Genomic DNA, 12,839 nt, shown 5'->3' with positions numbered 1-12,839 from the left:
CTTCTGATAACGAACGGCAACCTAACGAGCGAAAGGGGATTTTTTTTCCATGACCATTACGTTAAAAAACTGGATCGGCGGCGTCTGGGTCGAATCCGCATCCGCCAAAACTGAGCCCGTCTATAATCCGGCTACCGAAGAGGTGCTTGCTTACGTACCGCTTTCCACGAAAGAAGACGTGGACCGCGCCGTACAAAATTCGAAGGAAGCGTTCGCTGTATGGAGCCGAACGCCGGTTCCGCGCCGCGCCCGCATTTTGTTCAAGTACCAGCAGCTGCTGGTCGATCATTGGGAAGAGCTGGCGCAGCTTGTGACGAAGGAGAACGGCAAAAGCTATACGGAAGCGTACGGCGAAGTGCTGCGGGGCATCGAGTGCGTGGAGTTCGCGGCAGGCGCCCCGAACCTGATGATGGGCAAGCAGCTTCCCGATATCGCGTCCAATCTGGAGTCGGGCATGTACCGGTATCCGGTAGGCGTCGTCGCGGGGATTACTCCCTTCAACTTCCCGATGATGGTGCCGTGCTGGATGTTCCCGCTCGCGATCGCCTGCGGCAACACGTTCGTGCTGAAGCCGTCGGAGCGCACGCCGCTGCTGGCTAACCGGCTCGCGGAGCTGTTCCAGGAAGCCGGACTTCCGGAAGGCGTGCTCAACATCGTACATGGCGCGCATGACGTCGTAAACGGGGTCCTCGAGCACCCGGACGTTCGCGCGGTATCCTTCGTCGGCTCCCAGCCGGTCGCAGAGTATGTGTACAAAACCGCATCCGCTCACGGCAAACGCGTTCAGGCGCTGGCAGGCGCCAAAAACCACTCGATCGTCATGCCGGACGCCGATCTCGATCTGACGGTGAAAGAGATCATCAACGCGTCGTTCGGCTCCGCGGGCGAGCGCTGCATGGCGTGCTCCGTCGTTGTCGCGGTCGGCGAGATCGGCGATACGCTGGTGAACCGGCTTGTCGAAGCGGCTAATGCCATCACCATCGGCAACGGCCTGGACGAAGGCGTGTTCCTGGGGCCGGTCATTCGCGGACCGCACAAGCAGCGGACGATCGGATATATCGAGACCGGCGTGAACGAAGGCGCGCTGCTGGTTCGCGACGGCCGTCAGGACGCCGCTTGTCACACAGAGGGCTACTTCGTCGGACCGACGATTTTCGATCAGGTGTCGGACGAGATGAAAATATGGCAGGATGAGATCTTCGCACCGGTGTTGTCGGTCGTGCGCGTCGCTACGTTGGATGAAGCGATTGAGCTGGCCAACCGTTCGGACTTTGCCAACGGGGCCTGCCTGTTCACGAAGAACGGCAGCCATGTTCGCCAGTTCCGCGAAACGATCGATGCGGGGATGCTCGGCGTCAACCTCGGCGTTCCTGCCCCGATGGCGTTCTTCCCGTTCTCCGGTTGGAAAAAGTCGTTCTACGGCGATTTGCACGCCAACGGCACCGACGGCGTGGAATTTTATACCCGTAAGAAAATGTTGACGGCCCGCTGGTAAGTCCAGTGACCTTAGCCCGCATGAAGGAGAGAACATTATGGCACTCGTCTCGATGAAGCAGATGCTGCTTGGCGCCTTGGAAGGCGGCTATGCGGTCGGGCAGTTTAATTTAAATAACCTGGAGTTTACGCAAGCGATTTTGCAGGCCGCCCAGGAGGAGCGGGCGCCGGTCATCCTGGGCGTCAGCGAGGCGTACATCCCTTACATGGGGGGCCTCCCCTGCATTGTGGGGATGGTCAAGTCGCTGATTGACCATTACGGGGTCACCGTACCTGTCGCGCTGCATCTGGACCACGGCTCGACGTACGAGCTGTGCCTGCGTGCGCTGCATGCCGGATTCACGTCGGTCATGATCGATGCGTCACACCATTCGCTCGAGCATAACATCGACGTGACGCAGCGCGTCACGCAGGCGGCGCATGCGCTGGGAGCTACGGTGGAAGCGGAGCTCGGCCGGATTACCGGACGCGAGGACGACCTGGTCGTCGACGAGGCGGAAGGCATGTACGCCGTGCCGGACGAGTGCGCGCGCCTTGTACGCGAGACGGGCATCGACTGTCTCGCCCCGGCGCTCGGCTCGGTGCACGGCCCGTACCGCGGACAGCCGAAGCTCGGCTTCGAGCGGATGGGCGTCATCCAGCGCATGACGGGGGTGCCGCTCGTGCTGCACGGCGGAAGCGGGCTGCCGGATGAGGAAATCCGGCAGGCGATCTCGCTCGGCACGTGCAAGATCAACGTCAATACCGACAATCAAATGGCGTGTACGGCGGCGATCCGGGCCTTTCTGAATGAACGACCCGATGCGTATGATCCGCGAAACTATTTGATTCCGGCGCGGGAGGCGATCAAATCTTCCGTTATCGCCAAGATGCGTTTATTCGGCAGTTCAGGGCAAGCAGGTAAGCAGGCTAAGCAGGTTAATTGAGAGGAGACCTATCGTGAACAAGATCAGAATCGGAATTATCGGCGCAGGCCGAATCGGCAAAATTCATGCCGACAATTTGCTAAGGCTGCCGCAAGCGGAAATTGCGGCTGTCAGCGATCTATTCGCCGGCCCGGAATTGGAAGCATGGGCGGCGGATCGCGGCATCGCGCGCGTGACGAAAGACAGCGGCGACATTATTGCCGACCCGCAGATCGATGCAATCTTCATCTGCTCGACGACCGATACGCATGTGCCTTTAATCAAGCAGGCGGCGCAGGCGGGCAAGCACATCTTTTGCGAGAAGCCGGTCAGCATGGATATTCATCAAACGGTGGAGGCGCTGGAGGCGGTCCGGCAAGCGGGCGTGAAGCTGCAAATCGGCTTTAACCGCCGCTTCGACCATAACTTCAAACGCGTGCGCGAGCACGTGCAGGGCGGTACGATCGGCGACCCGCATATTGTGAAAATTACGTCCCGCGATCCGAATCCGCCGCATCCCGATTACATTAAAGTATCCGGCGGCATTTTCATGGATATGATGATCCACGACTTCGACATGGCCCGCTACGTATCCGGCAGCGAGGTGGAGGAAGTGTATGCGCAGGGCAACGTGCTGATCAACCCGGTGATCGGCGAGCTTGGCGACCTCGACACCGCGATTGTGACGCTGCGCTTTGCGAACGGTGCGCTCGGCGTCATCGACAACAGCCGCCAGGCTGTGTACGGCTATGATCAACGGGTGGAAGTTTTCGGCTCGAAGGGCAGCGTTGCGGTATCCAACGACCATCCGAATACGGCGGAAATCAGCACGGCGGAAGGGATTGTCCGCGACAAGCCGCTGCACTTCTTCCTCGAGCGCTACAACGCGGCTTATATCGAAGAGACGCAGCTGTTTATCGAGAGCTTGACGAACGGCAGCCCGCTGATCGTGGACGGGAATGACGGCTTGCAGGCGGAGCTGATCGCACTCTCGGCCAAGCTGTCCTACAAGCTGGGGCGTCCGGTGAAGACGGCCGAGGCGATCGGGCTCCTGGAATCGGAGCAATTGAAGGAAACGGTTTAAGGAAACGGTTTAACGAAAGAAAGGAGAGGCGAACATGTCGAAGCTGATCGTAAAACCGGAACAGACGCCGGATCGGGAAGGCGTGGTACTGAACATCACCCCGGAGTCGGCGCAGTGGGACTATGTCGGCTTTCAGGTGGTGCGTTTGGCGGAAGGCCAGACGCTCCGCCGGGAAACCGGCAGCATGGAAGTGTGCCTGGTGCTGCTGAGCGGCATCGCAGACGTTGCAACGGCGCATGAAGCATGGCCGGGTATCGGTCGGAGAATGAGCGTGTTTGAGAAAACGCCGCCGTATTCGGTTTACGTGCCGAACGACGACCGCTACGAGGTGACTGCGCGGACGGCGGTCGAGCTGGCCGTCTGCGAGGCGCCGGGCCGGGGCGGGCACGCCGCCCGTTTAATCGCGCCGGAGCAAGTCGGTGTGGAAATGCGCGGGTACGGGTCCATCGAGCGGCAGGTTCATAATATTTTGCCAGAGCAGGAGCCGGCGGACAGTCTCTTGGTGGTGGAAGTGTTCACTCCGAGCGGACACTGGTCCAGCTACCCGCCGCATAAGCACGACCGGGATGCGCTGCCGGACGAATCGCTGCTGGAGGAGACTTATTATTTCCGCGTACAGCCCGAGCAAGGCTTTGCGGTTCAGCGGGTGTACACGGACGACCGTTCGCTTGACGAGACGCTCATCGTCCAGGACGGGCAAGCGGTGCTCGTGCCGAAAGGTTACCATCCGGTATCCGCTCCTCCGGGCTACGAGGTGTATTACTTGAACGTCATGGCCGGACCGACGCGAGTGTGGAAATTTCATAACGACCCCGACCACGCTTGGATCATGACGAAGCCCCGTACCTAGACGGGCACGCAAAGCGGTTGCATGTTGTTCTCCTTCTGCGCATAATAGAAGGAAATCCGACAAGCGGGGAATCCACATGAAAGCAACCATATACGACGTCGCGCGCGAAGCCGGCGTGTCGATAGCGGCCGTATCGCAAGTCATCAACGGCAAGGGCAAGATCAGCGAGGAACGGCGGGCTGAAATTATGCGCGTGATGGAGCGGCTGAACTACCAGCCGAGTGTCATTGCCGCCGCCCTGACGGGCAAAAAGACCTACACCCTCGGGCTGCTCGTGCCCGATATTTCCAACCCGTTCTTCGCCGAGATTGCGCGGGCGGTCGAGGATCAAGGACACAGTCTCGGCTACAGCCTTGTTATTTGCAGCACGGACAACAAGGATGAGCGCGTGGAACGTTATTTATCGCTGCTGCAGCAAAAAAGCGTTGACGGCATGATCATCGGAACCGGGATGGACAACAAGGAAATGCTGAAGCCGCTGCTTGAGAATTCGATCCCGATCGCGATGATCGCCCGGGAAATGCCCGGTCACGACGTGCAGACGGTGATCACGGACGACTTCGCCGGCGGCCGTCTTGCCGCGGAGCATCTGCTGGGGCTCGGCCATACCCGGCTGGCCGTGCTTGCCGAGCAGCTCAAGGTAAGCAGCAGCCGGGAGCGGATTCGCGGCTTCCGGCAGCGGCTGGCGGAGGCCGGCATCGATTTGCCGGACGATCGGGTGCTTGCAAGCGGCGACGCCCTGGTCAAGGACGGCAAGCGCAAAGCGACGGAGCTGCTGCAGCGGGCGGAACGTCCGACGGCGATTTTTTGCTGCAACGATCTGCTTGCAATCGGTGCGCTGCAGGCGGCGAAGGAGCTCGGGCTGCTCGTGCCGGAGCAGCTGTCCATTGTCGGCTTCGACAATACGATATTGGCGACGGTCACAGAGCCTCCGCTGACAACGGTTTCCCAGCCGACCGAGGAGATGGGCAAGCTGGCCGTCGATTTGCTGCTCAGCCAGCTGAAGAAGGAAGAGGGCGGCTCAAGGCGAACGGTGCTGCAGCCTGAGCTCGTGACCCGGCGATCGACGGCCGCGCCTTCGAACGAATAACGGGCGCGCGGGTTATCGCGCGAGCAGGTACGGAATCGGACAATACCGCAGGTCGTGGTTCCGCTATTGCGCTAGTGTGCCGCCCGAGCGCCCGCTTGCGCAATCGACTTGCTGCCCGCTCCATTGGCGGCCGCAGCGTATATAACCAAGAAGGGTTGGGGATGCTCCCCAACCCTTCTTGGTTTATTCGATTACATGCGCCGCTCCACGCTCCCGTTGCCCGTCGTTCACTCCAGGTGAGTTGCAAGGTGCTACTGCCAATGTGTTACAATGAAAACAGTGGAACAGAATGTAACAGAGTATGGATCGGATAGGTGGGGGAGCGAGCATGAGTGACGGGCTTCAAGGTTTTCTAACGAAACACGAGCAAATTATGGATCATATCGAAAATTTGTCAGCGGGCACCCGCATTTCCGTACGGAAAATCGCCCAAATGCTTGAAGTGAGTGAAGGCACGGCCTACCGTGCTATCAAGGAAGCGGAAAATTTGGGGCTCGTCACGACGAAAGAGCGAATCGGGACGATCCGTGTCGATAAGAAGGAGCGGCAGCATTTTGATAAATTAACGTTCGCGGAGGTCGTCAACATCGTGGACGGAGAGGTGCTCGGGGGCGCCGCCGGGCTGCATAAGCCGCTGAACAAATTCGTTATCGGCGCCATGCAGCTTGAAGCGATGAAGCGTTATATCGAGCCGGACAATCTGCTGATCGTGGGCAACCGGAGCCAGGCCCAGCTGTATGCGCTCGGGCAAGGGGCGGGCGTTCTCGTGACGGGCGGCTTTCATGCGGATGAAGAGGCCCGGAAGCTGGCGGACGAGCTGGAGCTGCCGATCATATCGAGCAGCTATGATACGTTTACGGTGGCGACTATGATTAACCGCGCCATTTACGATCGTCTGATCAAGAAAAAAATTCTTCTCGTCCAGGACATCATCCGTACGGACAGCCCGGTGTACTCGCTGCGCGTCACAGATACGGTCAACGATATGCAGAAGCTGGTCGACGAACACGGGCACACGCGGTTTCCCGTCGTGGATGAGTTTAACCGCCCGGTCGGCATTATTACGACGAAGGATGTGCTGCGTGCGCAGCCGGAGCAGAAGGTTCACGCCTACATGACGAAAAATCCGCTGACCATCAGCGCCAATACTTCCGTCGCCTCGGTGAGCCATACGATGATTTGGGAAGGCATCGAATTGATTCCGGTGATCGATCATAACCGCAAGATGATCGGCGTGATCAGCCGTAAGGACGTGCTGAAAGCGATGCAGTATATCCAAACCCAGCCGCAGAACGGCGAGACGATCGAAGATCTCATCTGGTCCGGATTCGAGAAGGTTCGTCAGCCCGACGGCAGGCCCTGCTTCCGCGGCACCGTCACCGCCCGCATGACCAACTATGCGGGGATGGTGTCGGAAGGCGTATTAACGACACTGATGAATCAGGCGGCGTTGCGGACGGTACGCGACCAGAACCGGGGCAACTTGATTCTGGACAGTTCCTCGAACTATTTCCTGCTGCCGATTCCGATCGACAGCACCATTGAAATTTTCCCGATGATCATTGAGTTCAGCCGCAGGTTTTGTAAGATCGAGGTAGAGATTTATCACGAGGGCAAGCGAATGGCCAAGTCGATGTTCACAGCGCGTTTGATGGACCAGGTATAGGCTGAAGACCGGGGTCTGCGAAGAGGAATGGGGGAGCGGGGATGCGGTATTACGGGATCGTCATCGCGGCGATAGGCATCGATCAGGCGACGAAACTCTGGGTGCGCTTCCATATGCACTTGGGCGAAACCTTGGTCATCTGGCAGGAAGTGCTTCACTTTACGTATTATCGCAACAGCGGAGCGGCAGGAAGCACCTTCCAGGGCTATGGCCGTTATTTTATTATTCCGGCCGTGCTGTTCGTTCTTTACATGGCTTATGCCCGCAAGCAGGGGCAGCTCAAGAACGGTATGGCCGAGGCGGGAGCCGCGCTTCTCGTCGGCGGCGCGATCGGCAACGCGATCGACCGGGCGGTGTTCGGATGGGTGACCGATTTTGTGGATAACGGCCGCGGGATATTAAACTTGGCCGATATCGCAATTCAAGTCGGCGTCCTGCTGCTCTTGGCCGATGCCGTGCGGGATTTCATTGTGAGTCGCCGAGGACGTAAGAGCAATCCTCTAACGTAAGGCTCGTCATCCGATGAAGGCTGGACGATACCCGGCCATGATGGGCGGGCGAGGCGCAGCGCAAGGAAAGATTGGCATAATGCTGAAAGTGGAGGGAATTCTAAGGGAAAACCGGCAAAGCGCAGGTGAATCTCTTGAACGTTACCGCTGTTCCCTTTCAAGCTAAAGCAAACATGCTCTTATACGCGGCGATTCTGTTTCTGGTGGAATTCGTGCGCGGCGCTTTTCTCATTTCCTTCCTGCCTGCATACGGCGTTCATCGGCTGGGCTTGTCGACGGCCGGCGTCGGCATTGCGGTGTCCGTACACTATGTCACGGATACGCTGATCAAATGCGGCGCCGGGTATTTGCTCGACCGCTTCTCGCTTCGGCTGATCGCCCCGATCGGGCTTGCATGCTCGCTCGCCGGTCTCCTCATGATGCTGGCCGCCCCTGCGTTATGGCTGCTGGCTCTCGCCGCGGCCCTGTTCGGCGTCGGCATATCGCCGGTATGGCTCGGCGGTTTAAGCCGGGTCGATTCGAAGCGGCGGGCGTCGCACATGGGCGTCATCTATACGTGCTGGCTGGCGGGACTCGGTTCAGGCCCCGTCGCGATCAATTTCCTGCTTGACCGCAGCTATACGGCCGCGTATTGGCTGATGATCGGCTTGTGGGGCGCCGCGCTCGTCTTGTCGCTTTGGCTCGGCGCCGCCGGTCAAGACCAGGTAACCGGGCAGCTTTCGCTCCGGCGGCAGCTTTCCTTGTTGGGGGAGCGGCTGCGCGCGATGAAGGCGCTGCTGCCCGGGATGATGATGCAGACGACCGCAGCAAGCATGCTCGTTCCCGTCATGCCCGGGTTTGCCGCATCGAACCTCGGTCTGAGCTACTCGCAGTATTCGTTGGTGCTCATTGCCGGAGGCGGCCTGACGATGCTGGGCTTAATTCCGATGGGGAAGCTATCCGACCGTTTCGGGAAACGCTGGTTTATCGTGCTCGGCTATTCCGCCTTTGCCCTGGCGCTTTTCGGATTGACTTTAACCCGCTCCCTCGGCATGGCCTTGCTGGTCGCTTCGGTGCTGGGGATTTCGTATGCAGCGGTGCTCCCCGCCTGGAACGCGGTGCTTGCCCAATACGTGCCGAAGGAGCAAAAAGGGCTGGGCTGGGGGCTTTTCTCCAGCGTGGAAGGCATCGGGGTCATGATCGGTCCGGTCCTGGGCGGATGGATCGCCGACCGGTTCAGCCCCGCCATGAGCGTGCTGACCAGCGCCGGTATACTCGGCCTGCTCGCCCTGTATTATTTGTTCGTGCTGTTTGGCGCGCTGAAGCTGAAGATAGAGGCTTGAAGGCGTCCGTCCGTCAAATAGCGGAACGGCAGTCGTTCACTCGTTTCGAAGCCTTGGCGACAACCGCTGGATCCGCCCCTCCATGTCCGCGCGCTGTACCTTCCCCATCGCCCCCGTGGAGGCATCACGGCCGGCCGACCGCGTCCCACCGCAGCCCGTCGAGGCCACCGCACCCACCCCCTGCACCCTTTTCGCTTATTTTAGATGATAATTCTGCCCGGTGTCCTCAGCTCCGCAAACTAAACGCCATTTTGAAATTAATTCAACAAAGCACATCGGAAAAGAGGCGTTGAAATACACGGCCTCTTCGCAGCATAAGCTGATTTTATAGGATATATTTAGAGAAGTGATAGGAAACCCGGCGAAAGTTTATTCCAAATCGAAATAAAGTGGAGTATAATAGAGTCAACAACACGATGAGCCATCGTTGTAAGGGGGCGGGCTATATGACAACGGGTCGACTTCGCCTATTAGGGCAATTATTTTATACGTTTCTGCGAATGGGTCCCGTCACGTTCGGCGGCGGTTATGCGATGATTCCCGTTATCGAGCGGGAGGTGACGGTCAAGCGCCGATGGATCGAAGAGCATGAGATGTCCGAGGTGCTATCCGTATCCGGATCGGCCCCGGGGGGCATCGGCGTGAACGCTGCGGCGTTCATCGGTTACCGGCTGGCCGGAATGCCGGGAGCGGCATCCGCTATCGTAGGCATCACGCTGCCGACGTTTATCATTGCGATACTGCTAAGCGCCGGGTACGCCGTCTTCGGCGGGTATGCGAAGATCGAAGCGGCGCTGCAGGGCATTCATGCTGCCGTGTTCGGTCTCATTCTTGTTGCCGCCTACAGAATGGGCCGCAACGCCGTTTACGACATGACGACGTTTCTATCCGCGGCCTGTACCGTCATGCTGCTGATTTCCGCATCGATCCATCCTTTATTTCTGATCGCTTCGGGCATTTGGGCAGGCATCTCTTTCGTTATCGTGAAACAAAAGCTGGGCATGGTCGTTCGTCTGAACAAAGACGCGGATACCGGGGCGGAAGCGGATGGAAGCTCTGCGCCTAAAGTACCGGCTTACGCCGATTATTACATTGCCGACGGCATCTGAATGTGAGGTGAAGCGCCATGCTATGGAGCTTATTTGTTTCGTTTTTCAAAATCGGCCTCATGTCGTTCGGCGGCGGTTATGCGATGGTTCCGATCATTCAGCATGAGGTTGAAGCGAACGGCTGGCTGAGCGCCGCTGCGTTCGCCGAAACGGTCTCCCTGGCCGGCATGGCGCCGGGACCGATGGCAACGAATTGCGCTACGCTGGTCGGCTTGAAGACGGCGGGCCTCCCCGGCGCAATCGCGTCTACGGGGGGCATGGTGCTGCCTTCGCTGCTCGTGGTCGTGACGATTGCGGCGTTCTTTTTCAAATTCCATCGGCATGCGTGGGTGCGGGCGTCCTTCTACGGGCTCCGTCCCGTCGTCACGGGCTTGATTCTGTACGCTGCGCTGCGGTTCGGGGTGGTCGAAGCGGTCAGCCCGCTGTGGAGCTGGCACACCTTCGGCTCGATCCTTATTGCGGGCGGCGTGATTGTCGGCATCTTGAAGTACAAGATGCATCCCGCGGCCATTCTGGTCTTGTCGGGCTTGGTCGGCATAGCGTTCTTCAGCTAGACCCCGCTGACCGCCGCCTGCCTCCGCCGCCACGTTGAAAAGAAGCGGCGTCTCCATTATGATCAGGGTATCGGATGGAGCATAAAGGAGGGAGGGCCATGACCAAAATTCTCGTTGTCGACGACGATCCCCATATTCGAAGGCTGATCAAGGCCACCTTGCAGGGCGAAGGCTTCACGCTGCTGGAGGCGGAGAACGGCCGTCAAGCGCTGGACGCCTTGGCGCGCACAACCGTCGATTTGGTCGTGATGGATATTATGATGCCGCACATGGACGGCTGGGAGCTATGCCAGGAAATTCGGGCGTATGATGCCGATTTGCCGCTGCTGATGGTCACGGCAAAGGCCGAGTCCGCCGACAAAGTGAAAGGCTTTCGGCTTGGAACGGACGATTACTTGACCAAGCCTTTCGATCCGATGGAGCTTATGATGCGGGTCAAAGCGCTGCTGAAGCGGTATCGGATCAGCACGTCGCCGGTCATTCGTCTGGGCGGACTGGAGATGAACCGCAACAGCTACGAGGTCCTGTGCCTGGGAGAGCGGATGGAGCTCCCGCCCAAAGAGTTCGAGCTGCTGTTCAAGCTCGTTTCTTACCCGAACCAAATATTTACGCGTAACCAATTGATCGAACAAATATGGGGCATTGATTACGAAGGAGACGACCGGACGGTCGACGTTCATATCAAGCGGCTGCGGGAGCGCCTGCCGGAAGCGGGGACGGGCCTCAGCATCAAGACGATTCGCGGGCTGGGGTACAAGCTGGAGGTGCGGCCGTGATCCGGTCGCTGTACTTGCGCGTGGTGCTGACGTTCTTGCTGGCGGTCACGTTCGGGCTGATCGTGGCCTTTTTTGCGACGACGTATGTGTATCGGGATCGGATCGAACTGGGGATCGAAGAGGAAATGGTCAATACGGCGCAGGATATTGCCGAAACTTATCGGCTTATGGGGACTTCCGCCGCGGATAAGTATATGGGTGAGCGCCATTGGGTGAAGGCGTACTCGATCACGATCGTCGATGACGAAGGCGGGCGAAAAACGTACGGGGCTCGCCGGGACGGGGAGACGATCCCGGACGAAGCCGTCCGGTCGGTGCTGAACGGCGGTATTTATCGCGGCGACGGTCCGCCCTTTCACCGGACGATCGGGTATCCGCTGCAAACCGGCACGTCCAGGCATGCGGTTTTCGTCCAGGCAGCGCGGACCGAGCAATTGAACGATTTGAGGAAAATTGTGCTGACGTCGCTCCTGATCGAGCTCGGGGTCGGCAGCTTGTTTATATTAATTGCCGCGCGCTATTTGGTTCAGCCGCTCAAGCTGATGACGGTGGCGACCCGGCGTATTGCGAAAGGAAACTTTAACATCCGTTTAAACTGGGGCAAAAGAAAGGACGAGCTCGGCGAGCTGGCCCGCAGCTTCAGCGATATGGCCGAGGAGCTGAAGCAGCTTGAGCAGATGCGACGGGACTTTGTCTCCAACGTTTCGCACGAAATCCAGTCCCCGCTGACGTCGATTTCCGGCTTTTCCAAGCTTATCCGCGATCCGGGCATGCCCGCCAACGAACGAAACCAGTATTTGGATATTATCGAGACGGAGTCGTTGCGCCTTTCCCGGCTTAGCGAAAATTTGCTGAAGCTCGCGTCCCTCGAGTCGGAGCACCACCCGTTTCACCCGGTCACGTTCGATTTGGACGAGCAGCTGCGGCGGGTCGTCGTGGCGCTGGAGCCGCAATGGTCGGCGAAGGAGCTGGAGCTCGAGCTGGAACTGCCGCGGGTCAAAATTACCGGGGACCCCGATCAGCTGAACCAGGTGTGGATCAACTTATTCGGCAACGCCGTTAAATTTACGCCCCGGGAAGGGCGGGTTTCCATCAGGCTCGAGGCGTTAACCGATCGCGTGAAGGTCGTGATAGCGGATACGGGCATAGGGATTAAGGAAGAAGATCTGGAGCCTATTTTCACACGGTTCTATAAAGCGGACCGCGCCCGGCAGCGCGAGCTTGGCGGCAGCGGGCTGGGGCTGTCGATCGTGCGTAAAATCGTCGAGCTTCACCAAGGCTCGGTCGAAGTCCAAAGCCAGCCGGGACAGGGCGCCACATTTATCGTCACGTTGCCGAGCGTGCCCGCAGCTTCCAAAAGCATGTAAACTGCCGGTTTGAACCGGACCAAGGACGGTTGTCTGAAGCGAAGCGTTTGGCTCGCCTCGGGCAAACGTCTTTTTTGCGTTTCTGATTGTACCTCCGTTCATACTGCGTTCAT

At 58.9% G+C, this 12,839-nt stretch carries 12 protein-coding genes; all 12 read left to right on the top strand.

Features of this window, described 5'->3' with window-relative positions; genetic code table 11:
* Positions 1 to 49: 49 nt before the first annotated feature.
* The 12 genes from PVA01S_RS02905 (at position 50) to PVA01S_RS02850 (ending at position 12,726) form a co-directional block, all read left to right on the top strand.
* Positions 50 to 1,495: a CoA-acylating methylmalonate-semialdehyde dehydrogenase gene (locus PVA01S_RS02905; RefSeq protein ID WP_127605017.1), complete on the top strand. Its 1,446-nt coding sequence runs from the start codon at positions 50 to 52 to the stop codon at positions 1,493 to 1,495.
* A gap of 37 nt (positions 1,496 to 1,532) precedes the next feature.
* On the top strand, positions 1,533 to 2,420 hold the full coding sequence (gene fba / locus PVA01S_RS02900; protein WP_054796332.1) for a class II fructose-1,6-bisphosphate aldolase: 888 nt from the start codon (positions 1,533 to 1,535) through the stop codon (positions 2,418 to 2,420).
* A gap of 13 nt (positions 2,421 to 2,433) precedes the next feature.
* Positions 2,434 to 3,483: an inositol 2-dehydrogenase gene (iolG, locus tag PVA01S_RS02895; protein ID WP_054796333.1), complete on the top strand. Its 1,050-nt coding sequence runs from the start codon at positions 2,434 to 2,436 to the stop codon at positions 3,481 to 3,483.
* A gap of 34 nt (positions 3,484 to 3,517) precedes the next feature.
* Entirely contained in the window at positions 3,518 to 4,333 is an 816-nt protein-coding gene (iolB, locus tag PVA01S_RS02890) for a 5-deoxy-glucuronate isomerase (RefSeq protein ID WP_054800169.1), read from the top strand.
* A 76-nt stretch (positions 4,334 to 4,409) separates the two neighbouring features.
* Positions 4,410 to 5,423, top strand: coding sequence for a LacI family DNA-binding transcriptional regulator (locus PVA01S_RS02885; RefSeq protein ID WP_127605015.1), 1,014 nt, complete (start codon positions 4,410 to 4,412; stop codon positions 5,421 to 5,423).
* Between the two features lie 328 nt (positions 5,424 to 5,751).
* Positions 5,752 to 7,089, top strand: coding sequence for a DRTGG domain-containing protein (locus tag PVA01S_RS02880; RefSeq protein WP_127605013.1), 1,338 nt, complete (start codon positions 5,752 to 5,754; stop codon positions 7,087 to 7,089).
* Between the two features lie 41 nt (positions 7,090 to 7,130).
* The gene (gene lspA / locus PVA01S_RS02875; RefSeq protein ID WP_127605011.1) at positions 7,131 to 7,598 is read left to right on the top strand and encodes a signal peptidase II; all 468 of its coding nucleotides are present in this window, start codon (positions 7,131 to 7,133) and stop codon (positions 7,596 to 7,598) included.
* Positions 7,599 to 7,732: 134 nt separating this feature from the next.
* Positions 7,733 to 8,920 (top strand): MFS transporter, encoded by a 1,188-nt coding sequence (locus tag PVA01S_RS02870; protein WP_244932877.1) that lies wholly within the window; start codon positions 7,733 to 7,735, stop codon positions 8,918 to 8,920.
* Positions 8,921 to 9,366: 446 nt separating this feature from the next.
* Positions 9,367 to 10,029, top strand: a complete 663-nt coding sequence (locus PVA01S_RS02865; protein ID WP_127605009.1) for a chromate transporter — start codon at positions 9,367 to 9,369, stop codon at positions 10,027 to 10,029.
* Positions 10,030 to 10,046: 17 nt separating this feature from the next.
* Positions 10,047 to 10,583, top strand: coding sequence for a chromate transporter (locus PVA01S_RS02860; protein ID WP_127605007.1), 537 nt, complete (start codon positions 10,047 to 10,049; stop codon positions 10,581 to 10,583).
* Positions 10,584 to 10,681: 98 nt separating this feature from the next.
* Complete coding sequence (locus PVA01S_RS02855; protein WP_127605005.1) at positions 10,682 to 11,359, top strand: response regulator transcription factor; 678 nt, start codon at positions 10,682 to 10,684, stop codon at positions 11,357 to 11,359.
* Positions 11,356 to 12,726 carry a sensor histidine kinase gene (locus tag PVA01S_RS02850; protein WP_127605003.1) on the top strand — a complete coding sequence of 457 codons (1,371 nt, stop codon included), beginning with the start codon at positions 11,356 to 11,358 and terminating at the stop codon, positions 12,724 to 12,726. Before PVA01S_RS02855 ends, PVA01S_RS02850 begins: the two co-directional genes overlap by 4 nt.
* Positions 12,727 to 12,839: the final 113 nt, after the last annotated feature.

This window comes from Paenibacillus validus NBRC 15382, from assembly GCF_004000985.1.
Classification (GTDB): Bacteria; Bacillota; Bacilli; order Paenibacillales; family NBRC-103111; genus Paenibacillus_G; species Paenibacillus_G validus.
This window is presented reverse-complemented; position numbering and strand designations above follow the sequence as displayed.

Bases quoted from the DNA above. Each gene is read 5' to 3' on its own strand.
- PVA01S_RS02905 (WP_127605017.1), top strand. From the start codon at position 50: ATGACCATTACGTTAAAAAACTGGATCGGCGGCGTCTGGGTCGAATCC.
- fba (WP_054796332.1), top strand. From the start codon at position 1,533: ATGGCACTCGTCTCGATGAAGCAGATGCTGCTTGGCGCCTTGGAAGGC.
- iolB (WP_054800169.1), top strand. From the start codon at position 3,518: ATGTCGAAGCTGATCGTAAAACCGGAACAGACGCCGGATCGGGAAGGC.
- PVA01S_RS02885 (WP_127605015.1), top strand. From the start codon at position 4,410: ATGAAAGCAACCATATACGACGTCGCGCGCGAAGCCGGCGTGTCGATA.
- PVA01S_RS02880 (WP_127605013.1), top strand. From the start codon at position 5,752: ATGAGTGACGGGCTTCAAGGTTTTCTAACGAAACACGAGCAAATTATG.
- lspA (WP_127605011.1), top strand. From the start codon at position 7,131: ATGCGGTATTACGGGATCGTCATCGCGGCGATAGGCATCGATCAGGCG.
- PVA01S_RS02865 (WP_127605009.1), top strand. From the start codon at position 9,367: ATGACAACGGGTCGACTTCGCCTATTAGGGCAATTATTTTATACGTTT.
- PVA01S_RS02860 (WP_127605007.1), top strand. From the start codon at position 10,047: ATGCTATGGAGCTTATTTGTTTCGTTTTTCAAAATCGGCCTCATGTCG.
- PVA01S_RS02855 (WP_127605005.1), top strand. From the start codon at position 10,682: ATGACCAAAATTCTCGTTGTCGACGACGATCCCCATATTCGAAGGCTG.